The organism is Lacibacter cauensis, from assembly GCF_007830055.1.
Lineage (GTDB): Bacteria > Bacteroidota > Bacteroidia > Chitinophagales > Chitinophagaceae > Lacibacter > Lacibacter cauensis.
Window position 1 is genome coordinate 379233 of sequence record NZ_VLLE01000004.1, and the last position, 22217, is coordinate 401449.

General features: G+C 43.8%; 22 protein-coding genes. 2 read left to right on the forward strand and 20 right to left on the reverse strand.

Annotation, left to right across the window (positions count from 1 at the left end):
• Window positions 1-42 precede the first annotated feature (42 nt).
• Both IQ13_RS11750 and serC read right to left on the reverse strand, forming a co-directional pair.
• A complete protein-coding gene (locus tag IQ13_RS11750) occupies window positions 43-1284 on the reverse strand; it encodes a DUF1015 domain-containing protein (protein WP_144886569.1) in 1242 nt (413 codons plus the stop codon).
• 123 nt (window positions 1285-1407) lie between these two features.
• Entirely contained in the window at window positions 1408-2478 is a 1071-nt protein-coding gene (gene serC / locus IQ13_RS11755) for a 3-phosphoserine/phosphohydroxythreonine transaminase (RefSeq protein WP_144886570.1), read from the reverse strand.
• Between the two features lie 122 nt (window positions 2479-2600).
• Between serC and IQ13_RS11760 the strand changes: the two genes are divergently transcribed.
• Both IQ13_RS11760 and IQ13_RS11765 read left to right on the forward strand, forming a co-directional pair.
• Window positions 2601-2891, forward strand: a complete 291-nt coding sequence (locus IQ13_RS11760) for a DNA-directed RNA polymerase subunit alpha C-terminal domain-containing protein (RefSeq protein WP_144886571.1) — start codon at window positions 2601-2603, stop codon at window positions 2889-2891.
• Window positions 2892-2972: 81 nt separating this feature from the next.
• Window positions 2973-3827 (forward strand): DUF6089 family protein, encoded by an 855-nt coding sequence (locus IQ13_RS11765; protein ID WP_144886572.1) that lies wholly within the window; start codon window positions 2973-2975, stop codon window positions 3825-3827.
• Window positions 3828-3886: 59 nt separating this feature from the next.
• Here the strand turns inward: IQ13_RS11765 and IQ13_RS11770 are convergent, their stop codons facing one another.
• The 18 genes from IQ13_RS11770 to IQ13_RS11855 form a co-directional block, all read right to left on the reverse strand.
• Window positions 3887-4615: a lycopene cyclase domain-containing protein gene (locus IQ13_RS11770; protein WP_158637380.1), complete on the reverse strand. Its 729-nt coding sequence runs from the start codon at window positions 4613-4615 to the stop codon at window positions 3887-3889.
• 161 nt (window positions 4616-4776) lie between these two features.
• Window positions 4777-5259, reverse strand: a complete 483-nt coding sequence (locus IQ13_RS11775; RefSeq protein ID WP_144886574.1) for a sterol desaturase family protein — start codon at window positions 5257-5259, stop codon at window positions 4777-4779.
• On the reverse strand, window positions 5256-5945 hold the full coding sequence (locus tag IQ13_RS11780) for a carotenoid biosynthesis protein (RefSeq protein WP_144886575.1): 690 nt from the start codon (window positions 5943-5945) through the stop codon (window positions 5256-5258). The genes IQ13_RS11775 and IQ13_RS11780 overlap by 4 nt, the downstream gene beginning before the upstream one ends.
• Window positions 5945-7438 carry a 1-hydroxycarotenoid 3,4-desaturase CrtD gene (crtD, locus tag IQ13_RS11785; protein WP_144886576.1) on the reverse strand — a complete coding sequence of 498 codons (1494 nt, stop codon included), beginning with the start codon at window positions 7436-7438 and terminating at the stop codon, window positions 5945-5947. Before crtD ends, IQ13_RS11780 begins: the two co-directional genes overlap by 1 nt.
• Window positions 7425-7961 carry an isopentenyl-diphosphate Delta-isomerase gene (gene idi, locus IQ13_RS11790; RefSeq protein ID WP_144886577.1) on the reverse strand — a complete coding sequence of 179 codons (537 nt, stop codon included), beginning with the start codon at window positions 7959-7961 and terminating at the stop codon, window positions 7425-7427. The genes crtD and idi overlap by 14 nt, the downstream gene beginning before the upstream one ends.
• A 24-nt stretch (window positions 7962-7985) precedes the next feature.
• Window positions 7986-8822, reverse strand: coding sequence for a phytoene/squalene synthase family protein (locus IQ13_RS11795; RefSeq protein ID WP_144886578.1), 837 nt, complete (start codon window positions 8820-8822; stop codon window positions 7986-7988).
• The gene (gene crtID, locus IQ13_RS11800; protein ID WP_144886579.1) at window positions 8819-10318 is read right to left on the reverse strand and encodes a bifunctional phytoene desaturase/3,4-desaturase; all 1500 of its coding nucleotides are present in this window, start codon (window positions 10316-10318) and stop codon (window positions 8819-8821) included. Before crtID ends, IQ13_RS11795 begins: the two co-directional genes overlap by 4 nt.
• 10 nt (window positions 10319-10328) lie before the next feature.
• Entirely contained in the window at window positions 10329-10829 is a 501-nt protein-coding gene (locus IQ13_RS11805; RefSeq protein WP_144886580.1) for an RNA polymerase sigma factor, read from the reverse strand.
• A 165-nt stretch (window positions 10830-10994) separates the two neighbouring features.
• The gene (locus IQ13_RS11810) at window positions 10995-11879 is read right to left on the reverse strand and encodes a MerR family transcriptional regulator (RefSeq protein WP_144886581.1); all 885 of its coding nucleotides are present in this window, start codon (window positions 11877-11879) and stop codon (window positions 10995-10997) included.
• A gap of 80 nt (window positions 11880-11959) precedes the next feature.
• Window positions 11960-13168, reverse strand: coding sequence for a glycosyltransferase (locus IQ13_RS11815; protein ID WP_144886582.1), 1209 nt, complete (start codon window positions 13166-13168; stop codon window positions 11960-11962).
• Between the two features lie 5 nt (window positions 13169-13173).
• Window positions 13174-13926 carry a tyrosine-protein phosphatase gene (locus IQ13_RS11820; RefSeq protein ID WP_144886583.1) on the reverse strand — a complete coding sequence of 251 codons (753 nt, stop codon included), beginning with the start codon at window positions 13924-13926 and terminating at the stop codon, window positions 13174-13176.
• Window positions 13927-14007: 81 nt separating this feature from the next.
• Window positions 14008-14937, reverse strand: coding sequence for a GDP-L-fucose synthase (gene fcl / locus IQ13_RS11825; protein ID WP_144886584.1), 930 nt, complete (start codon window positions 14935-14937; stop codon window positions 14008-14010).
• Window positions 14937-16049, reverse strand: coding sequence for a GDP-mannose 4,6-dehydratase (gene gmd / locus IQ13_RS11830; protein ID WP_144886585.1), 1113 nt, complete (start codon window positions 16047-16049; stop codon window positions 14937-14939). Before gmd ends, fcl begins: the two co-directional genes overlap by 1 nt.
• Before the next feature lie 460 nt (window positions 16050-16509).
• Window positions 16510-17268: a glycosyltransferase family 2 protein gene (locus IQ13_RS11835; protein WP_144886586.1), complete on the reverse strand. Its 759-nt coding sequence runs from the start codon at window positions 17266-17268 to the stop codon at window positions 16510-16512.
• The gene (locus tag IQ13_RS11840; RefSeq protein WP_144886587.1) at window positions 17265-17819 is read right to left on the reverse strand and encodes a WcaF family extracellular polysaccharide biosynthesis acetyltransferase; all 555 of its coding nucleotides are present in this window, start codon (window positions 17817-17819) and stop codon (window positions 17265-17267) included. Before IQ13_RS11840 ends, IQ13_RS11835 begins: the two co-directional genes overlap by 4 nt.
• A 9-nt stretch (window positions 17820-17828) precedes the next feature.
• A complete protein-coding gene (locus IQ13_RS11845) occupies window positions 17829-19016 on the reverse strand; it encodes a glycosyltransferase family 4 protein (RefSeq protein WP_144886588.1) in 1188 nt (395 codons plus the stop codon).
• 203 nt (window positions 19017-19219) lie between these two features.
• The gene (locus IQ13_RS11850; protein ID WP_144886589.1) at window positions 19220-20587 is read right to left on the reverse strand and encodes a hypothetical protein; all 1368 of its coding nucleotides are present in this window, start codon (window positions 20585-20587) and stop codon (window positions 19220-19222) included.
• Entirely contained in the window at window positions 20584-21738 is a 1155-nt protein-coding gene (locus IQ13_RS11855; protein WP_158637381.1) for a glycosyltransferase family 4 protein, read from the reverse strand. The genes IQ13_RS11850 and IQ13_RS11855 overlap by 4 nt, the downstream gene beginning before the upstream one ends.
• Window positions 21739-22217: the final 479 nt, after the last annotated feature.

Sequence of the window (22217 nt, forward strand, 5' to 3'; positions counted from 1 at the left end):
CAATTTTATTAAGAAAGCTAAAAACCTTGCCAGACTTTATAATCAGGCTTCGTTGTAGATGAGATGTGTAAGCAATCCATCACGCAGCTTCGGTTCAAACCAGGTGCTTTTGGGTGGCATTACATTACCGCTATCGGCAATATCGAACAGCTGATCCATTGTAACAGGGTATAAACTGAAAGCAATTTGCATTTCACCACTGTCAACACGTTTTTGCAATTCGCCCAATCCACGGATACCGCCCACAAAATCGATACGTTTATCGGTACGCTGATCTTTAATGCCAAGATGTTTGTCGAGCAGGTTATCGGAAAGAATGGTTACATCCAAAATACCGATGGGATCTGTTTTGTAGGTTCCTGCTTTTGCAGTCAGCTCGTACCAGTTGCCTTCGGCATACAAACCAAACACATGCAGTTGTGCAGGCTTCACGGCTTCTTTGCCCACCAGCTTAACCTCGAAATCTTCTTTGATTTTTTCCAGCAGTTCAGCAACGGTTAATCCGTTGAGGTCTTTTACCACACGGTTATAATCGAGGATCTGCAGTTCACTTGCAGGAAACAAGGTCGTTAAGAAATAATCGCTTTCTGCTGTTGCTGCTTTGCCCAAGGCTGCACGCACTTTTGCTGCGGATGCTGCACGATGATGACCGTCGGCAATATAAGTTTGTGGCACCTGCGCAGCAAAGATGTTACTGATGGTTGCAATAACGGCATCGTCATTCACCACCCAGATGGTATGTTGAATGGCATCATCGGCAGTAAAATCGTAAATAGGACTTTTATCTGCCTTCCATTTTTCAATCAGTTCGTTCATAGCAGCCACATCACGGTAAGCCAAAAACACATTACCGGTTTGTGCACCGCTGATCTTGATATGATTGATCCGGTCGTTTTCCTTTTCGGGACGGGTAAACTCATGTTTCTTGATCACATCCTTTTCATAATCTTCTACCGAACTGCCACACACCAAACCTGTCTGGCTGCGACCATTCATAATAAGGCGGTAGATATAATAGCAAGGCTTGCTTTCACGAAACAAGACATCACGCTGGATAAATGCAGCGAGATTATCTTTTGCTTTGAGGTATACTTCCGGCGCATAATGATCTGTTTCTTCGGGAAGATCGATCTCCGGTTTGGTAATATGCAGGAATGAATAAGGATTGCCTTGTGCTTCTTCCTTCGCCTCTTTGCTGTTTAACACGTCGTACGGACGTGCCGCCACTTGTTTGGCAAACTGTGCCTGCGGACGCAGGGCTTTAAACGGAACGATAATAGCCATATATGTGTTTGTACTTACTAACCGGCTGCAAAGAAAAGGAATTTTCCCCTGCTTGTCCGATAAATCAAATTGACGTTATAGTGAACGGTTGCCAACCTTTAAAAGGTTGGCAACCCTCAAATCTTATCCATTCTTCTCCGCAAACTCTTGCAGCAACTGCAGCATTGCTTCCACACTCTCCATCTTCAGTGCATTGTATAAACTCAAGCGGAAACCACCCACGCTGCGGTGACCCTTCACGCCATACATACCCTGCTCTTTACACAGTTGCAGAAATGCTGCTTCTTTTGCCGGATCGTCCATGGTAAACACTACGTTCATTTTGCTGCGGTCTTCTTTGGCAACCGGCAGATTGATGAATGGAATAGCTTCTAATGCTGAATAAATCAATTCGGCTTTTTGGTTATTGATCGCCTCAATAGCAACCACACCACCCTGTTCTTTTAACCAACGCAGTGTAAGCATGGCCACATATACTGCAAACACAGGAGGTGTGTTGAGCATGCTGCCTTCTTTAATGTGATTGCGGTAATCGAGAATACCGGGTATGGTACGGTTTACTTTGCCGAGAATATTTTTGTTTACCACTACCAGGTTTACACCGGCAGCACCCATGTTCTTTTGTGCACCTGCATAAATAAGATCGAACTTGTTGAAGTCGAGCACACGGCTGAGAATATCACTACTCATATCAGCTACAATGGGCACGCCACAATCGTAAGGCAGTTGGTGCCACTGTGTACCGGCGATTGTTTCGTTGGTAGTAATATGCAGATAAGCCGCTGTTGCCGGAACCGACAGTTCATGCGGCATGCTTGTGTAATTGGTATGCTTTGATGAACCAACAATTTCAACATGGCCGAACAGTTTGGCTTCTTTAATGGCCTTACCGGCCCAGGTACCTGTTTCGGTATACGCTGCCACTTCATTTTCGTTGAGCAGGTTCATGGGCACCTGCATAAACTGTGTAGTGGCACCACCATGCAGGAACAACACTTCATGATCATCATCCAGCATCATCAATTCTTTTACCAACGAACGGGCTTCGTTCATCACGTCTTCAAACAACGGCGTGCGGTGACCGATTTCTAAAATAGATAAGCCGCTGTTGTTAAAATTGAGTACTGCCTGGCTGGCCTGTTCAAATACTTCTTTTGGTAAAACCGAAGGTCCTGCGTTGAAATTATGGATCATGCGGCGAAATTAATTCATTTGAAAGGAACAGCTGTTAGGCGCTTCCCCTTCTGACCGCAGGTCGGCCGGGGAAGCAGTCATTTTTTCAACAACCGCACTATCTTTAACAAACAAACCTTACCATGCCCGCAACAAAAACAACAGCACGCACCTGCAAAAAAGGCCACCGCTATTACAAAAGCAGCACCTGCCCCGTTTGTCCTGTTTGTGCAGCAGAAGAACAACCGGAAGAAGAAATACTGGCTGTACTTTCGGCACCTGCAAGAAGAGCATTGCAAAATGCGGGTATTACAACAGTACAACAACTCGCTAGCTGGAGTAAAAAAGATTTACTGCAGTTGCATGGTTTGGGTCCGTCGAGTATTCCGAAACTGGAAGCTGTTTTAAAAAAGCAGAACTTAAAACTCAAATAAGCCTCAGCCACATATACTTTCTGCAAAGATTTCCCGTTTTACTCAGCGGATGATCTTTGTACAAAATCCAATTACTGTAGTATGAAAAAACTGCTCCTGCTCCTTTGCCTCGCACCTGTCTTTGCATCAGCTCAAAATTTTCATTTATCGTTTCGTGGTGGACTGGCCAATTACCAAGGCGATCTGCAACGGAAAAGTTTCACCTTTAAGCAATCGAAATTTGCAGGCAGCATTGGTGCACGCTACGATTTAACCGAGCACCTGCTGGCCCGTACACATATCAGTTTGGGTATGCTGCGTGCTGATGATGCAAAAAGTAAAAATGCTGGGCAACAAAGCCGCAATCTGAATTTTCAAACCAATTTGTTTGAATGGGAACTGGGTGCACAATACAATATTTTCAATTTGAATTATAAATGGTGGACGCCGTATGTATTTGCAGGTGGCGCACTGTACCGCATCAAACCATTTACAGCAGATGATAATGGTGCCAAAGTTTTTCTGCAACCGTTGAGTACCGAAGGACAAGGATTTCTTCCCGGTAAAAAAGCATACAAGTCAACACAGTTTGCGATACCGTTTGGTATTGGTGCCGAATATTTACTCACCGAAGATTTGCGTATTGGTTTGGAGTTGGGCTATCGCAAAACATTTACCGATTATATTGATGATGTAAGTACCCGTTATGTTGATCAGGCAACATTACTTGCAGCACGTGGACAAACTGCTGTTGATCTGGCATACCGTGGTAACGGCACCTATCCTGTTGGCAGCACATTACGTGGCAGTGAAAAAAATAAAGATGCCTACTACTTTGTACAACTCACCTTGGTATGGCGACCGTTTGTTGATTGGTACCAACGCACATCGGGTATCGCATCGTTCAAGAAAAATAAAAAAGTAGGTTGCCCGGGAACAAGAGAGAAAGGCTATTAAGCATCGCTATGTTCCGATAAGTTGATTGCAAATAACAAGGTTGATCTGCTTCGTGATGCTTAGTGACTTTGTGGTTCAACATCTTTACTCCGCAGCCGTTCAAAAAACGCCACGTTCATCAAAATCAACAGCATGCCATAGAAGATATCTTCTACCGGAATATTATTCATGGGCCAGGGAAGAAAAGAAAAAATGCGGATACCAAGATTTTCCGCATCGTTGTACAACACCACGGGAATGCCCGTCAGCAATCCATTCACAAGCAGAAAAGGAATCACCACAATCAAATAACTCAGCAGAAAAGCAGAGGCATTGAAGCCTTTAAACCATTTTGGAAAAACAAACAATGCCCCAATAAACAACGCATTGAACAACGACGTATAATACGTGTACGCTTTACCGTAAGTGAAGACAGCAGCAACCAGAAACAAAACACCCATCAGCAGCAATACAGGCTTGCCCCAGCTTTTTTGTTTTATCGAAGGGAAATAACAAACAATACATTCGTAAATAAATACACAGCAATACGGCACAATAAAAAAGAACAGCAACTCTTCCAACGGAAGTGTAGAAAGCTTCATACCGGTAATATGTGCATCGCTGAAACTCCATACACCTGCTTTTGTTTTCAATTCATCCCACACAATAAAAAACAAAGCCGGCAGCAGCAATGCCGGAAAAAGGTATTTCCATTTTTTATAGTACGCTACTTTTTTATCAAAGCTCAACAGCAAAGGCCCCGCAATGGAGCCAAGCAAAATGAGTAAATAAGTATAGTGTGAATGCAATGAAATGTGTTTGATGTTGTCAATAGAGTATCAGACCTGACAGGTTAAGCACAATGAAACATTCGTTCCTGTATTCCGCAGTTAACATGAGCTCATTAACCTGTCAGGTCTATTACAACAAGCTGTGATGAGCAGTCGCCCTTCGGGTGAACAGTCATCCATTATTTAATATTCGGATTCAGCTGCTTTTCCTTGCGCACCTTTTCCCAATATTTTTTATGCACGAACAGCATACCAAAACTTTCACCATCCTCTTTATCCATGTGTTTGTGGTGCATTTTATGTGCCCAGCGGATTGCCCGTACATATGTACTGTTCCAGCGGCTGAAAATTTTAAAGCGTTGATGAATGATAATGTCGTGCACAATAAAATACGCAGCCCCATACATGGCAATACCGGCACCGATACTCACTACCCAATACACGCCGTTCATTAAACCCAGCATAATACACAACCAGCTGGGAATAGCAAAAATGAGAAAAAACGCATCGTTCTTTTCAAAGAAACGGCCACGAGGCTGGTGGTGATCTTCGTGCAGGTACCATAAAAACCCGTGCATCACAAATTTGTGGGTAAGCCAGGTAATACCTTCCATGGTAAAGAACACCACAAATGCCAGTAAGATGTATAAAAACAAACTCATAATAATGTGCGTAAGATTAAAAAGAACATAAACTGGATCAATAACAAATTTACTGCGAATTGGTTTTGTTTATTAAAGTTTAACAGACGAAACAACAACATCAACAAGGCACTGATACCAAACCAGCAGATATAGTTGAACACCGGAATTGATCCATCGCCCAACCATTGCCAGTAGCCCAGCTTTACCGCTACTGGTTCCATAATCCAGTCGAAGAACGTAGCCAGTAATGCACCATCAATGATCACTGCAAAAAACCCAACGTTGGTACGTCTTGGCTGGTCCTCCTCTTTTAGTTTATTCCAGAAAAAATTGAGCATCTGCTGGATGGTAATGCCGCAGCAATACATCATAATAAACCAGTTCACCCCAATCACCAGCGGAATGTTTTTCCATTGCCAGCCCATTGCTGAGCCGTATTGGTAATCGCCAAATAACAACCGGTGATTCACGCCGAGATATTCCACCACATAACCCGTTACATAACAAACGGCCACAAACACAAAAAAATGCAGGTTCTTTTCCTGTTGTGTATAGATGAGTAAGCCGGCACTCAGCAACAGATTCATGGGCGTGAGCGAAGCAAACAATGTTACATCATAGAACAACATACCCCCTAAGCCAATGCAGTGAAACAGCACGGCAACCGCAGTAGCAATTTGTTGTTTACTGTAGTGTTGCAGCATTAGTGAGAAACTTGTTTTAATTGATCTTGCTGTATAAGTTCGGCGGCAATTTTTGCGCTCTTAAAACAAAGCGGAATACCACCGCCGGGATGTACACTGCCGCTGCAGAAATACAACCCTTCAATTTTTTTGGTAAAGTTGGGATGACGCAGAAAAGCTGCCATCTTGCTGTTGCTGCTGGTACCATACAGCGAACCCATGTACGAACCGGTACGCTCTTCGATGCGGATAGGATCGAGATATTCTTCTGTTGCAATCGCTGCAGCAATATCGGTTTGCAAAATGCGACTGAGTTTATCAATCACCTGTTGACGTAAGTTAATGCGCATTTGCTCCCAGTTCTGTCCAATGTTTGATGGAGCATTAATGAGCAGGAACCAATTCTCTTTTCCTTTCGGTGCAAGTCCTTCTTCCATTTTGGAAGTGATGTTCACATACACCGTAGGATCGTTATACAAACGCTTTTGCTTAAACAGGGTTTGAAATTCGGCAGCGTAATTGTTGCTGAAGAAAATATTATGCAGGTGCAGTTCCGGAAACTCTCTGTTCATGCCCCAGTAAAAAATCATACCGCTGCAGCTGCGTTCCTGTTTCAACACTTTCTTTGTTTCAATCGGATCGTTGAGTAATTGCTGGTATGTAAAATAAACATCGGCATTGCTCAACACCACATCAGCAAAAACATTCTCATTATCCACCACCACGCCTTTCACTTTTCCTTCGTGATGAATGATGCGTTCAACCGGCGTGCTGTAATGAATACGTACACCTTTCTTGTCGGCGAGTTGTACCAATGCATTGGTAATGCTGATCATGCCGCCTTTTGGATAAAAAGTTCCTTCATTTAATTCCAAATGCGGAATCAAACTCATCATCCCCGGTGTTTGATACGGATTGCTGCCGTTGTAGGTAGCAAAGCGATCAAACAACTGCACTGCTTCTGCTGTACGAAACGATGATTGATTAAACCCATGCAAGGTGCCGAGCAAATGCGGCATACGCACAGTCTGCAAGGCTTTCAGCACCGGCTTTTGCAACCAGGTGCTGCGTTTATGTAGGGAATGATTTAAAAAAATACTGCCGATATTGTTGTACAGGGTTTCACTCTTGCGCAGGTAGTTAAGCACATTGCTGCTGTCTTCGCCTAATTGGGTTTGCAATTCATCGGCTAAACGTTCAGCATCTGTCCACGCCTGTACACGTTTGCCATTCTCAAAAAAATAGTTGCAGGAAAGAGGAACACGTTCGTACTGAAAATAGTCTGCAATCGGTTCGCCGGCAAAAGCAAATAACTCTTCTACATTTTGTGGTTGGGTAAATAACGAAGGACCGGCATCAAAAGCAAAACCATCTTTTTCAAAATAAGAAAGTTTGCCACCGGCATACGCATTGCGTTCAAACACATCAACCGAGTAACCCATTACAGCAAGTCGTATGGCACCGGCCAAACCGGCAACACCGCTGCCGATTACCACTGCTTTAGGCTGCTGCATAAGTGGGATGATTTTGTTGCAGCCATTCTTCTAACAAAGGCAATGCAATTTTAAACCACTCGGTATAACTGCCGGCATCGTGGGCTATTTCATCTTTAATAACAGCAATAGATTTGTAACACACTTCACTCACCTCTTCTGCATTCAATTGCATGGCACCTTCGTACTCGCCAATAAATACATGATCAAACTCGTACTCGGTTAAGCCGTTATCAAATGCGGCTTTATAGGTAAAATGAAATGCTTTGTGTACAGGAGTGGTAAATCCTAGTTCTTCTTCCAGCCGGCGTAATGCAGCCTGCTCGGTTGATTCGCCCGGCATAGGATGACTGCAACAGGCATTGGTCCATAAAGAAGGACTGTGGTATTTTGTTGCGGCTCTTTTCTGCAACAACATCTCACCATGTTTATTAAACAGAAAAACACTGAATGCACGGTGCAGCAATGCTTTTTCATGTGCTTCCATTTTTTCCATGGAACCAATAGCTTCATCCAACTCGTTAACGAGAATTACTTCGTGCATCAATCAAAAATAAGTGATTATCGGTTACATGATATTTAACTGGCTGCGTACACCGGCCCTTAACAAAATCATCACCTTGTGATAGTCCGGAATACGCACCCGCTCCTGCATAATGACAGCGGGCTGCAGTTTTTTGATCTTACGGAAAAGAGAGAGATAATATTTATACGCTACATACACACCAAAGCGTGCTTTGGCCGGCAGCTGCATAATACCTGCATAGGCATCATCAAAATCCTTTTGAATATCTTCTTCAATTTCACGTTTCTGCCGATCGGTAAAATTGCCAAAATCCAGGCCGGGAAAATAAGTGCGGTCCAGTTGATTGTAATCGGCTTTTACATCTCGCAGAAAATTCACTTTCTGAAAAGCAGCCCCCAGCGATTGTGCAGATGCTTTCAGCTTTCGGTATTCTGCTTCATCGCCTTCAACAAAAACATACAAACACATTAACCCTACTACTTCTGCACTGCCGTAAATATATTCGTTGTACCCTTCGTTATTGTATTGCTTTTTATCGAGATCCATTTCCATGCTGTTGAAAAAAGCATGAATGAGTGCATGATCAATTTTGTATTGATTAACGGTTAATTGGAAGCTGTGCAGAATAGGATTTAAGCTGATACCCTGTTCGATGGCTTCAAATGTCTGTTTGCGGAAATCGCTGATAAGGGTGGCTTTATCGTGTTCATGAAACGTATCAACAATTTCATCAGCGAAGCGTACAAGACCGTAAATATTATAGATCGGCTGTCGCAGATCGTTATGCAGCAAACGGATGGCTGATGAAAAAGAAGTACTGTACCGCTCGGTAGTGAGGCGGCTGCTCAGCTGGCATACTTCGTGAAAAATATTCATCATAAGCGCTCGGTTGTTTGAACTGTTTTTGAATAGTGTTGATGTACCAACGATGCCACCACTTCGCCACTGATAAGGCTTGGCGGTACACCCGGCCCCGGCACCGTCAACTGACCTGTATAATACAGGTTCTCTACTTTTTTACTGCGGCAACCCGGCTTCAAGATAGCGGTTTGCAGCAAGGTATTCGCTAAACCGTACGCATTCCCACGAAATGCGTTGTAATCATCTTTGAAATCGGTTACCGAGTAAGATTTTTTATAAACAATAGAATCTAAAATTGGTTCACCAATACGTTGTTCAAACCGTTGAACAATCTGCTGGAAATAACGGTCACGCACTTCTTCGGTATCGCCTTCTAATCCTGCGGCTACCGGAATCAGGAAAAACAGGTTTTCACAACCGGCAGGCGCTCCCGAAGCATCGGTTCGGGTGGTGGCACTTACATAGAACAACGGATTGCTCGGCCACTGCGGATTATCATAAATTTCTTGACCATGCTGGTTAAAATCGGTATCAAAGAATAAACTGTGATGCGGTATTTGCGGCAGCTGTTTGTTTAACCCTACATAGTATAATAAACAACTTGGTGCCATCACCCGGTTGTTCCAGTAGGCTTCCGAATAAGATTGATCGTGATGATGCAGGAGTTTTGTTTCCGTAAAATGATAATCAGCACCACTGATCACCACATCTGCTTCCAGGTATTCACCATCGGCCACAACACCTGTTGCACGGCCGTTCACTGTTTTGATTTCTTCAACATTTCTGTTAAACTGAAATTGCACGCCCAACTCTTCTGCTAAACTGTGCATGCCTTTCACAATTTCGTACATACCGCCAACAGGGTACCAGGTGCCGAGTTTTACATCAGCATAATTCATTAAACTGTACAGCGCCGGAATTTTTTCGGGCAATGCACCCAAAAACAAAACCGGGAACTCCATCAGCTCACGCAAACGTGAATCGGCAAAGTGCTTCTGTACATGTTTTTTCATGGATGTAAATACATCCAGTTTAAAAATGCCTTTCACCAGGTCCATATCGGCAAACTCGCTAAGCGAAAGACCCGGTTTGTGCACTAATTTATTAATGCCTACTTCGTATTTATAAGCCGCTTCATCCATAAAAGCATCCAGCTGCTTGCTGCTGCCCGGCTCCAGTTCATCAAACAATTTTTTTAAAGCATCGTAATCAGCAGGAATATCGGTTACATCATGCTTGAAATAAATACGGTACGATGGATCAAGACGTTTCAGTTCGTAATAATCATTAACCTTCTTCCCAAACAGGTTAAAATAACGTTCAAACACATCAGGCATCCAGTACCAGCTTGGCCCCATATCAAATGTAAACCCATCAACCTGCAGCTGTCTTGCCCTGCCACCCGGTTGATCGTGCTTTTCTAAAACGGTCACATGCCAGCCTGCCTTTGCAAGAAAGGAAGCTGCAGACATGCCGGCAAAGCCGCTGCCAATAACAATTGCTTTTTGTACCAAGGGAAGAGGTTTAGTTTCTGCTGATCTGTTCTTTCAACAATTTACGGGCAAAATGGATACGACTCTTGATTGTACCCAAAGGCTCGTTGAGAATATGGGCTATTTCGTGGTATTTAAACCCTTCGAAATAGAGTGTAAAAGGCTGTTTAAAAATATCGGGCAACTCATGCACGGCCTGCTGAATCTCTTTCAGCTTCAGGTTACCTTCTGCCTGATTAGATACGGTAGCCTGCTGGTAGTCCAAAAGAAAATCGTTGGGCGTTGAATCAAAAATGGTTTGCTGCTTGGCTTTGCGGCGGTAGCTGTTAATAAAAATGTTGCGCATGATGGTGTACAGCCATGCTTTGATATTGGTACCCACATGATACTTCTCACGATTGGCCAACGCCCTGAACATCGTTTCCTGCAACAGATCTTTTGCCGTTTCGTTATCTCTCGTCAACGTAAAGGCAAAGGGCTTCAGAAAATCTGTGTTGTTCAAAAGCATTTGGTTGAATTCTACGGTTGACATACCTTTTTGTTTAAATGATTAGATCGTAAAGTTAAACAGAATAACAGTTGTGAGGCAACTTTTTGTTTAATATTTTTTTAAAAATATTAAACAGTTTACGCTCAATCACTTGCAAAAAAAATCCCCCGTTATTCGGGGGATCAATAGTAGTTATGCCTGATTTTTTTAAGCTAATTGATGGATAAAGTCATTGACTTCCTGGAAAGATTTCAGGAATTTGATATTAGCAGGAACCTGCTTTTTCTCGAATGTTTGTGCCAGTAAACCCGAGATGAGAATGCGCTGCTGCGGGAATCGGATCTTAAGATTGTTGAGGAATTTATCGAAGTTAAACTCCTTCATTACGGTTGTAAGATGCGTATAAATATAATCGGGCTTCTGACTTTCTACAATAAACGCCAGATCCTTTAAAGGAACATTTGCACCCAGGTAAATAACATGGATACCTCTTGACTTAAGCAGGTAATGCAGGAACAACAAGCCCACTTCGTGATGCTCGTTCTCGGGCAGGAACAACAGCATTTTTGTTTTCAGCGTTAATACCGGGCGTGTTCCGTCAATACCCACAATCAGCTTCTGACGGATAATATTGGTAGTAAGATGCTCCTGCGCCGGATTAATGTGGTCTGTCAACCACAAAATACCGATGCGTTCCAGGAACGGGAATAAAATAAACGTAATGGTTTTCTCAATCCCCCTCTGCCGGATCTGCTGCTCAAGAATATCTTCAAAAGCCTCCATTTCCAGGTCAACCATGTGCTGGATAAGTTCGTTGACAATACGCTCCTGCTGGGCTGCATTGTTCGAAAGCGTAAGCATCTTGCTACGCAGCTCCTCCTCGCTCATCCGGTCGATGTGCGAGATTTTATAGCCATACTTGTTGAGTAAAGAGATGTTGAGCAACATCTTCAGCTCGTGGTTGCTGTAATAGCGGATATTGGTGGCGGTACGCTGGGGTTTTAAAAACGAATACCGCTGCTCCCATATCCGGATGGTATGGGCCTTGATTCCACTAAGATTTTCCAAATCTTTAATCGTAAACTTATTCATGATTAAATGCTCCGGATATACTTACAAAAAAGGATGCAAAAAGTTTACAAAGCAACAACTTCCATTATCGTGTTGAAGCATCACTGGCTTTTTAAGGCCAAAAGCTCATCATAAAATGCTGTTAATGAAGCCAATTCGCTTGTTTCAGAAAACCGCTCTTTCGCAATTTGCCGGGCGGTAACACCCATTTCTGCAGCCAAAGAAGGTTGTTCCAGCAGTTGCGCAACCCGGGCACACAGCTCATTGGCGCTTGCTGCAAGAAAACCGGTTTGCCCATGCTGCACCAGTTCGGCAACACCACCCACGTTGGTAGCTACGACCGGCTTACCGGCAGCCATGGCTTCCATCACCGATACCGGCGTGCCTTCATTCAGCGAAGTGAGCAGCACCAGATCTAACCCGGCAAATACCACATCCATATCTGTTCGCCACGATGTAAACACAAAAGGCTTTTCGGCAGAAGCTTCAGCCGCAGCGTTTGTAAACCCAAAACCCCTTTGAACAATATATTGCTGCAACGCCTGCTTTTCAGCCCCATCGCCCACAATAAAAAAACGGAATGCCGGCAAGGCAGTTCTTGTTTGCAGTAAACGGATAGCTGTATCGATAAACAGCCGGTGCTGTTTAATGGGCACTAACCGCCCAACAATTCCAATAGCCTTTGTGGCATCATCCAGCTGAAATTGCTTCCTGAACTGCAAACGCTTCTCGCCCGTCTCATCTGCAAACGATGCAGTGGCAATACCCAATCGCACCAGCTTTATTTTTTCAGCACGGGCAATTCGATAGGTTGTTGTCAGTTCATGCTGGAGGATATCGCTGATGGCAATGATAGCAGTTGAATAGCCTGCCAGCCATCGTTCAATCTGCACAATACACCTGGAGACAAATGGCGGGAAGTAGGAATGAAACACATGCCCGTGAAATGTATGTACTACCACCGGCACCTTGCAGCGATGTGCAGCTAATCGACCCAACACACCGGGCTTCGTGCCATGCGTATGCACAATGGCCGGTTTAAATTCTTTGATGATTTTTTTAAGCTGATGGTATGCACGCCAATCAACCGCTGGCAAAACAGAACGGCGGAGTGCTGTTAATTTCTGAAAGCGAAATCCTTTGTATTGATCGAGCAGGTAATCGGCTGCCTGCTCATCGGCATTGGGCTCACCGGCTACAACAAGTACGTCAAACACATTGCTCAAACCTTCGGCCATGCAAAGCGTGTTCAATGCCGGACCACCCGTTGCAAGCCTGTTGAGAATGATAAGTAACCGGGGTTTGCTCAAATGTGTTAAGAAAGCGTGGAGTTGAGAATCGTATTCAGCTGCAATGCAGTTTGCAGTTCGTGCATGAGTTGCGGATGCTGCATCGCTTCGAGATGACGTTGATGATGCAGATCGGTGCCGATCAGATCAACCAGTTTTTCCTGTACTAAAAAATGCGCTGCATCCTGTACACTTTTGCCATAATAACCAATCAGCGATAACAGGTTTACCTGCAACAGGCAACCCTGGTCTTTAAACCGGTGATAAATCTCTTTTTTGGAATGATAGAAATTGTAGCGTTCAGGATGTGCAAGCACGGGCTGGTATCCTTTTACAATCAGTTCAAACAGCACTTCGTTTAAATCGGGAGGTGGCTGCATGAACGATATTTCGACGAGTACAAAATTGTTGTGCAGCGTAAGAAACTGTTCATTGCTTTTTAAACGGTCAGCAAACGAATCGTCGATAAAATATTCAGCTGCTGCTCGCACTTCTACATCAATGCCTTCCTGCTGCAGCTGCTGCATTAGTACAGCATGTGCTGCTTTGATTGTTTCAGGTGTGTTGGGATACAGATCGGGATAAGCATGCGGTGTCGTAATAAATTTACGATACCCCAGCTCCATCATTTTTTGAATATAGCTTACAGAAGTAGCTGCATCGGGCGAACCATCATCAATACCCGGCAACAGATGCGAATGCATATCCACAGCCAATGCACTGTAATCAATGGTTACAATTGCCGGCTCTTCTTTTTTCTTTTTAAATAATCCAAACATACTTCACGTACCTCGTACTTCTTTCTTGTTTCTTGTGCCCTACGCCTTTCGCCCTAAGCCTTTTGCCCTAAACCTTACGCCTTAAAAAGGCAACGACTTTACTTCTTCATACACCCGTTCAATCCCTTCCCGCAACCCAATCTTTGCTTTCCAGCCACGGCTGTGCAGCTTCGATACATCCAGCAACTTGCGGGGTGTACCATCGGGCTTAGAAGTATTGAACTGCAGTTCACCTGCGTACCCAACAATAGCTTTAATCAGTTCGGCCAGTTCTCTGATCGACACATCTTCACCCACACCAATATTCAGCCAATCTGTTCCATCGTATTCCTGCATCAGAAAGAAACAGGCATCAGCCAGGTCATCTACATGCAGAAACTCACGGCGTGGCGTACCCGAACCCCAGATTTCTACGGCAGGTTGTTGCGTGCGTTTGGCAACGATCATTTTCCGCAGCAAAGCCGGTAACACATGCGAATTTTGCAAATCGTAATTATCGTTCGGACCATACAGGTTGGTGGGCATGGCCGAAATAAAATTACAACCATACTGACTGCGGTAGGCATCACACATTTTCAACCCGGCAATTTTTGCAATCGCATATGGTTCGTTGGTTGGCTCCAGTATACCTGTAAGTAAATAGTCTTCTTTGATGGGCTGCTCGGCAAATTTTGGATAAATACACGACGAACCCAAAAACAACAACTTGGTTACACTATGCTTATAAGCAGAATGAATCACATTGTTTTGAATCATCAGGTTCTCATACAAAAAATCTGCCCGGTACGTATTGTTGGCAACAATACCGCCCACTTTGGCCGCTGCTAAAAAAACATAATCGGGCTTATGCTCTTTGAAGAACGTATCAACCGCTTCCTGGCTGCGTAAATCCAATTCTGCAGAAGTGCGTACCAACAGGTTTTCAAAACCTTCGGCCTGCAGCTTGCGCACAATAGCAGAGCCCACCATTCCTCTGTGCCCTGCTACATAAATTTTATCTTTCTTGTCCATTACTCAAATTGATTTTTGATCTTATAACCACTTTCGTGCAACAGTTTTTCCTTTTTGAAAATTTCAACATCTGCTGCTACCATTTCTTTCACCAAACCGTTCAGATCGTACTTCGGTTTCCAGCCAAGCTTTGTATTGGCTTTTGTTGGATCGCCGATCAACAGATCCACTTCTGTCGGACGGAAATAACGTGGATCAACAGCCACCACTTCGGTACCAACAGCAAGTGCATAATCCGGGTTCGATGTTGCTGTTACATAACCTTTCTCTTCAACACCTTCACCCTTAAATTCAACTGACACACCCACTTCAGCAAAAGCCATACGTACAAAATCACGCACGGGCGTAGTAACACCGGTTGCAATCACAAAATCTTCTGCTTTGTCTTGTTGCAACATTAACCACATGGCTTCCACATAATCTTTTGCATGACCCCAGTCACGATTGGCATCCAGATTACCCAACCACAATTTATCCTGCATACCCAAAGCAATCTTCGCAACAGCACGGGTGATCTTTCTTGTTACAAATGTTTCACCACGTAAAGGCGACTCGTGGTTGAAAAGAATACCGTTACAGGCATACATGTTATAGGCTTCACGATAGTTAACCGTGATCCAAAAGCCATACATTTTTGCAACAGCATAGGGCGAACGGGGATAAAAAGGTGTGCGTTCACTTTGCGGAACCTCCTGTACCAAACCATATAATTCAGAAGTAGAAGCCTGGTAGATTCTTGTCTTTTCGGTTAAGCCGAGTAAACGAACCGCTTCCAGGATACGCAATGTTCCGATGGCATCGGTGTTAGCTGTATACTCCGGTGTATCAAAACTCACTTTAACATGACTCATCGCACCGAGGTTATAAATTTCATCGGGCTGTACTTCCTGGATAATACGAATGAGGTTAGTGCTGTCGGTAAGATCGCCGTAATGCAATACAAAATGACGGTTGTTGATATGCGGATCTTCGTACAGGTGATCGATACGATCGGTATTAAACAACGAAGTACGGCGTTTGATGCCATGTACTTCGTATCCCTTCTTCAATAACAGATCGGATAAATAGGCGCCGTCCTGTCCGGTAACACCTGTAATTAATGCTCTCTTCATTGTCGTGTTCGGTTTATGCAATACAGTTACAACTGCGTTTTATATGTTTAAATATGTTTTGTTCGATGTGCTTTTTTAAGGTGCCACCAAGTATGCAAAGGTTTTCACGGAGTATACAAAGAAGACATCCCTTTGTGAGCGTTGTGCTTTCCCTGCGTTCTTTGTGCTCCTGCCTTACCCGTATTCAAAAATTGTAAGCGAAGCGCACAATCAAATCTGTGTTCATCTTTCCAATCTGCGTCATCAGCGACTCTATCCATTGCAAGCGAAGCGCCGCAATCCCTCTTCATACATCTTCATGTCTTTCTGTCTTCGTGGTTCAACCATTGTAAGCACAGTGCCGCAATTCTCTTTTCCTTCTTCCCCTCTTTTACCTCTTAGCCTCCCGTTCTCTGCGTTGAACTATTGTAAGCGCAGCGAACAATTTTCTTTTTCTTCTTCCGCTCTTCTACCTCTTAGCTCACTTCTTCCTCCTCCCAAACTCCCACACTTTCACAAAATACCTTGCATACAACCTTACATAACTCGATGGCAGCTGGTGATCTTTTAAAATCTGCTTGATCTCCTTATTAATCCGGAGTGTACTGCTAAGACCATTGGTGCTTTTCCCTCCCATATTCATCTTCACCAGCATCTCAGGAATATATACAGCATACAGTTGATGCTTTCGTAAAAAGCGAAGCAACAAATCGAAATCGGCTGCAATTTGCAGATCCGTACGGTAGTAACCAAATGTTTCAAAAAAACGGCGGTAACAAAAGAACGTTGGATGCGCCGGCATAAATCCCCAGGTAAAAAGTTTGGTTTTAAATATGGCCGAAGAATAATAACGAACAATTTTGTCATCCTGGTCCTTGCGCACAAACCCAACATCGCCGTAAACAGCTTCCACCTCTACATTCGCTGTAAAACGACTGGCAATTGTTGCAAGCACCTGGTCGTTGGCAAACTCATCATCGGCATGCAGAATACCCACCACATCACCGGTGGCCAAACGAATACCTTTGTTCAAAGCATCGTACATGCCATTGTCTTTTTCACACACAATAGTATGCACACGATCTTTATACTGTTGAATAATTGCTGTAGTACCATCTTTAGATGCACCATCTACAATAATATATTCAATGTTTGTGTACGACTGACCTAATACCGAACGGATAGCCCGTTCAATCGTAGCAGCTCTGTTATACACAACTGTAATAATGGAAATCTTCATGAAACTTGAAACACACGTTCTTTAACAAATACAGCCGGGTTACCGCTGTTAATCGAATACGCCTTTAGTTCACTGCGGGCAACAGATCCTGCAGTGACCACCGCATGCGTACGGCAAATAACACCCGGACAAACAATGGCCTTTGCACCAATCCACACCCCATCTTCCAATACAATAGGCTGCACCATTAAATCGAACGTACTTTTTTTATAATCGTGATTGCCTGTTAAGAGATAAGCGCCTTGCGACAGGCAAACATCAGTACCAATGGTTACCTGTGTAAGATTATCAATCCATACATGTTCACCGATCCAGCAATAATCTCCAACCGATAAATACCAGGGATACTTTACTTGCACACCCGGTTTCACTACAACGCCCATTCCGATTTTTGCTCCGAACAAACGCAGCAACACAACACGCACCGATGAAAGCGGATTCCAGCTGCATTGCACAAACAAAGCACTTGTAAGCAACCAAAGTAAACGGACAATAGCAGACCGCCCGGGTTGATACCAATTGTTGTTATACGCTGAAAGATTTGTTTTCATGCTGCAAACTTAATGGAACAGCGAATCATAAGCAGCACGTAAACTTGCTGCATCGGTTTTGGAAGAAAGATAAACTTGTGTTGCATTGGATGATGTTGCAAATGCTTCAGCGCCCATTTCTGCAAATGCCTGAATCGCTTTTTGCAAACCTTCAACCAGATGCGCAGGCTCAATAGCAACCCCACAATTCGATTCTTCTAAATCACCGAACGGTGTAGTGGTTGTCGTAATCACAGGCTTGCCTGCACTCAATGCCTCCATAATCGCATGTCCAAAATTCTCACTCTTGCTCGGCATAATAAACACCTGGAACTGTTGCAGCGCATCCCGCAGCTGTGGTGGAGGCAATTCGCCTGTATAAACAACAGTGATATTCGAGGGAAGCTGATCGATCAAACCTTTACATTCGTTCCAATACGCTTCATCTTTTACCGGACCGTAAATAAACCAGCTGATGTTGGCAGCAATGTGCTGCAATGCCTGCAACACCGCCAGATGATTTTTCATCGGACTGATCAAGGCAACTGTACCCAACACTAATTCGTTTACCTTTTTTGGAGGACCGGCAACAACAGGTAATAAGTTGGGGAAATTAGCAGCAACCTTCACTTCCACCTTTGTACCCATGGCCGATCGAATAAAATTCGCTTCCCGTTCATCTGTTGCATGCCAGCACACCTGTTTGTGCAGACCAAGCAATTGAAATAAAAACAGGAAAGGCTTTTTCTTAATGCTTTTTTGCGAAAGCGCTCCGCCATGTAACATGCCTCTTGCAGCCAGTACAATCTTCAAACTTTTCTTTTTCGCTTTATACTGCACCGCATACCAAATCGGAAAAAAATTAAAATACAACGAATAAATACCGTTGATATAAACTACATCCGGCGATACCGCATCCATAAGCTGCAGCAGTTGCTCCTTTGCACCCCAGCCATACTGCCAGTAATACACCTTCGCCTTAACCACATACTCAACCTCAACCTTATCCTCAACCTCTTCCTGCTCCCACTCCATCCATGTATTCACCTGAACGCCTTGCAGCAATGTTGTTTCCCCCCGTTCATGCGGCTTGCACACAACATACAATTCATACACATCGTGCAGCTCACGCACCAGGTTCACCAACGATTGTGTGGGCCCCCCTGCTTTATAAGAAGGATAAAAATGATCGTAAAAAATAAGGATACGTTGTTTCAAAAGTAGAAGTGCTGCTTTCTAAGATGTTTATTTAAATCAGATGAGTATTTTTTACTTCATGTACTTCCGTTTATTCATTGCAAGCGCAGCGCCGCAATCAAATCTGTGTTCATCTATCCAATCAGCGTCATCAGTGATTCTATCCATTGTAAGCGAAGCACACAATCCTCTTTTCCTCCTTCCACTCCTTTACCTCTTAGCGCTTACAGCTTCAACCGCAAAAACCGGTCCCCCGCCCAATAACAAAACCAAACAAACAACAACGATTTAATCATGGAGTTAACACACATCAGGATATCTGTTTCAATTTGCACAGAATTCAAAAACAACACAGGAATCCAAAGCAGAATAGTCGGCCGCTTTTTCCCGATTTGCAATAGCATCGTGATAACCAAGGCAAAAAACAACCCGTAAAAAAACATAAACACAATCCCGCCCTCTACATCAAAATTACCATAGGCTTCACCCAGCGGACTGATGTTCATGCTATATCCATCAATAACAAACCCGGTAAAGCGCTCCATATTCACCTTGCCGCCGGCAATTGGTTTATTGGGCCAAAGTAAGCGGGGTACAAAAGAAGCAGCCAGACTGGTAAAAATCGTTTCTCCGTTTGCAAAAGGCGCACGGGCAGGAACATGATCCATCACCTTACCAATAATCATTCCTTGGTTCGCACGATTAACAAAAGGAAACAATGTAGTCCAGTCGAAAAATTTACCCGGATCACTCAACCGGTCTTGAACAAGCTCTAAGTATAAAGAAGCGCCACCTCCGGTGCCGCTCCACGCAGCCGCTCTGTATTCCGATTTAACACTCTGAATAAGGAAAATAAAAACCATCCCTGCAAGTGCAATCCCAAACTTTAAGTAGTTTTTGATCTTTTGACCTAACAATACCAATAATGAACCAAGCATCACAATGTAAACCAATTCGCCAAACATCCCGGCAACGAGCGACTTGGAAAATATAAAAAAGAACGCCAGGCCGAGGTATAGTTTTTTACTCTTGAAATCGGAGAAATAAATGTAAAGAACACCAACATACAAGAGCTTCTCAAACAGGTAAACAACATAGTTCAGATCACCGGGTACAAAAAAGGTCATGATACCCGAAACAAAACCAATAATAATAAAAAGAAAGCCAACATTCCCTTTTCCTTGAAGGTGCTGTTTGGCCCGCTGAATAGTTTGATAAATGCGTTGCTGATACGATCGTTGTGCAACACCCGGAAGTTTAATACCAATGATAAGGGCTATAACGGCAGGAAAGATAAAACCATAATAGCGGTCCGCACTCACTGTCATATCATATTTCAACGCTTTGATACCAATATCATCGTTATAAACATGATACACAACTGTCGGCATTACCATACATTGAAACAGAGCAATGAGGATCAAAACATCCAGTGGGTTGTACGACTTACCGATTGAATCAATAAAATTCAAAAGAAAATAAACAAATAAGCCGATAGCGGTCAACTCTTCAATACGGAACGAATCGTTCGCACTGACCAGCAATACAATGAACAACGCAAAAAGCGCAAAAATGATGCGTGAAATATTCATAGAGTCGTTTCTATCGCTTCTGCGATTGATTGAATCCGAAACCTGTCAACCACTGTTCGGATATGAGCTGTTACAAATGCTGTTTCTAATACTTTTTTCATTTGCTGAAGTAACGATGCTGCATCACCTGCCTCAAAAATAAATCCGTTAACGCCCTGTTCAACAAGATCAGTTGCGCAACCGCATTTGGTACTCACAAGCACCGGTCTGTCACTGGCCAGCGCTTCATTTACGCTCAGACCCCAGGTTTCACCCGGACCCTTGGAGGGCAACACAAACACAGTAGCTAATCGATATACCACCGGCATTTGTTGTTGATTTTGAAACCCGAGAAAAAGAATGCGTGGATCATCCCCTGCTTTCTTTTGCAGCGCTTCTTCCAGTACTCCCTTGCCAACAAAAATCAAGCGGATATTTTCCTGGTCAAGCTGTTGAAATGCTTCTAACAACAGCAACGGATCTTTCTTAGGCTCCAGCTTACCGGCAAACAGGAATACCTTTTCATCGGTACCAATCCCCAAATCTTTGCGCCATTGAGCAGCAGCCTGCTCATAGCGACCATCTTCATCATAAAACCGTTCGTTTTCTACAGCATGTGCTGCGTACAGGAGTTGATGTTCCTTAAGACCGTACTTAAGATAGTACGCTTTATTGGCTGCACCGGTGTACAAGGCAAGATCTATATGCCTGTAAACCCAGCTGAGAAAAACCGAACGAAGGAGTTTTTTCACCGAAAATCCTTCTGCTTCATCCAGCAAATTCGAATCGCCACGGAAAAGTATTGTTTTCTTTCGGCCATAATGCCGCAACACCCGTAAATGACTTTTGAAACTCCAGCCAAACACAAGCAAGGCATCCGGCGCATAGCGGTCGATCCGTTCGATCAGATCTTTATTATCAATTCCGCTGAAACGTCCGGCTGTAGGATGTTGTGAAATATTTTCAACAAACTCCTTTTCATACCCTTCAAGTAAAGGAATATCCCACTTAAACGCTTGTTTAAAATCAGGATCATATACAAAGCCCTGCTCCGTTTGTCCCCAGGTATAAAATATTTTAAGATCAATATTTCCCCGCTGTGTTAACAAACGAAACAAAGGTGCATTGTACTGTATCGGGTGCGATGTAATAACCGCAAGCTTTTTTTTCATCTCAATTTCCATCAACAATAAACCATGAACGATAAACAATAAACTATCAACCCCCACCCTGATTATTGCAAACGAAGCGAGCAATCAACTCTGCGTTCTCTCCTTTTCTGCGTGAACCATTGCCAGCGCAGCGCCGCAATTATCTGCGTTCATCTGTGTGTATCTGTGAGCAACCAACTTGCCAGCAAAGCGCAGCAACCATTCGTGCCTATCCTGAGCTCTGAGCGAAGTCGAAGAGCGTGCCTTTGTGGTTCAACCATTGCCGGCGAAGCGCCGCAACCATGTGCGTTCATCTGTGTGTATCTGTGAGCAACCAACTTGCCGGCAAAGCGCCGCAATCATTCGTGCCTATCCTGAGCTCTGAGCGAAGTCGAAGAGTCGAATAGCGTGACTTTGTGGTTCAACCATTGCCAGCAAAGCGCCGCAACAATCTGCGTTCATCTGTGTGTATCTGTGAGCAACCAACTTGCCGGCAAAGC

Excerpts from the sequence above, each read along its gene's own strand:
- IQ13_RS11750 (WP_144886569.1), bottom strand. The coding sequence starts at position 1,284 with ATGGCTATTATCGTTCCGTTTAAAGCCCTGCGTCCGCAGGCACAGTTT.
- serC (WP_144886570.1), bottom strand. The coding sequence starts at position 2,478 with ATGATCCATAATTTCAACGCAGGACCTTCGGTTTTACCAAAAGAAGTA.
- IQ13_RS11760 (WP_144886571.1), top strand. The coding sequence starts at position 2,601 with ATGCCCGCAACAAAAACAACAGCACGCACCTGCAAAAAAGGCCACCGC.
- IQ13_RS11765 (WP_144886572.1), top strand. The coding sequence starts at position 2,973 with ATGAAAAAACTGCTCCTGCTCCTTTGCCTCGCACCTGTCTTTGCATCA.
- IQ13_RS11775 (WP_144886574.1), bottom strand. The coding sequence starts at position 5,259 with ATGAGTTTGTTTTTATACATCTTACTGGCATTTGTGGTGTTCTTTACC.
- IQ13_RS11780 (WP_144886575.1), bottom strand. The coding sequence starts at position 5,945 with ATGCTGCAACACTACAGTAAACAACAAATTGCTACTGCGGTTGCCGTG.
- crtD (WP_144886576.1), bottom strand. The coding sequence starts at position 7,438 with ATGCAGCAGCCTAAAGCAGTGGTAATCGGCAGCGGTGTTGCCGGTTTG.
- idi (WP_144886577.1), bottom strand. The coding sequence starts at position 7,961 with ATGCACGAAGTAATTCTCGTTAACGAGTTGGATGAAGCTATTGGTTCC.
- IQ13_RS11795 (WP_144886578.1), bottom strand. The coding sequence starts at position 8,822 with ATGATGAATATTTTTCACGAAGTATGCCAGCTGAGCAGCCGCCTCACT.
- IQ13_RS11805 (WP_144886580.1), bottom strand. The coding sequence starts at position 10,829 with ATGTCAACCGTAGAATTCAACCAAATGCTTTTGAACAACACAGATTTT.
- IQ13_RS11810 (WP_144886581.1), bottom strand. The coding sequence starts at position 11,879 with ATGAATAAGTTTACGATTAAAGATTTGGAAAATCTTAGTGGAATCAAG.
- IQ13_RS11820 (WP_144886583.1), bottom strand. The coding sequence starts at position 13,926 with ATGTTTGGATTATTTAAAAAGAAAAAAGAAGAGCCGGCAATTGTAACC.
- fcl (WP_144886584.1), bottom strand. The coding sequence starts at position 14,937 with ATGGACAAGAAAGATAAAATTTATGTAGCAGGGCACAGAGGAATGGTG.
- gmd (WP_144886585.1), bottom strand. The coding sequence starts at position 16,049 with ATGAAGAGAGCATTAATTACAGGTGTTACCGGACAGGACGGCGCCTAT.
- IQ13_RS11835 (WP_144886586.1), bottom strand. The coding sequence starts at position 17,268 with ATGAAGATTTCCATTATTACAGTTGTGTATAACAGAGCTGCTACGATT.
- IQ13_RS11840 (WP_144886587.1), bottom strand. The coding sequence starts at position 17,819 with ATGAAAACAAATCTTTCAGCGTATAACAACAATTGGTATCAACCCGGG.
- IQ13_RS11850 (WP_144886589.1), bottom strand. The coding sequence starts at position 20,587 with ATGAATATTTCACGCATCATTTTTGCGCTTTTTGCGTTGTTCATTGTA.
- IQ13_RS11855 (WP_158637381.1), bottom strand. The coding sequence starts at position 21,738 with ATGAAAAAAAAGCTTGCGGTTATTACATCGCACCCGATACAGTACAAT.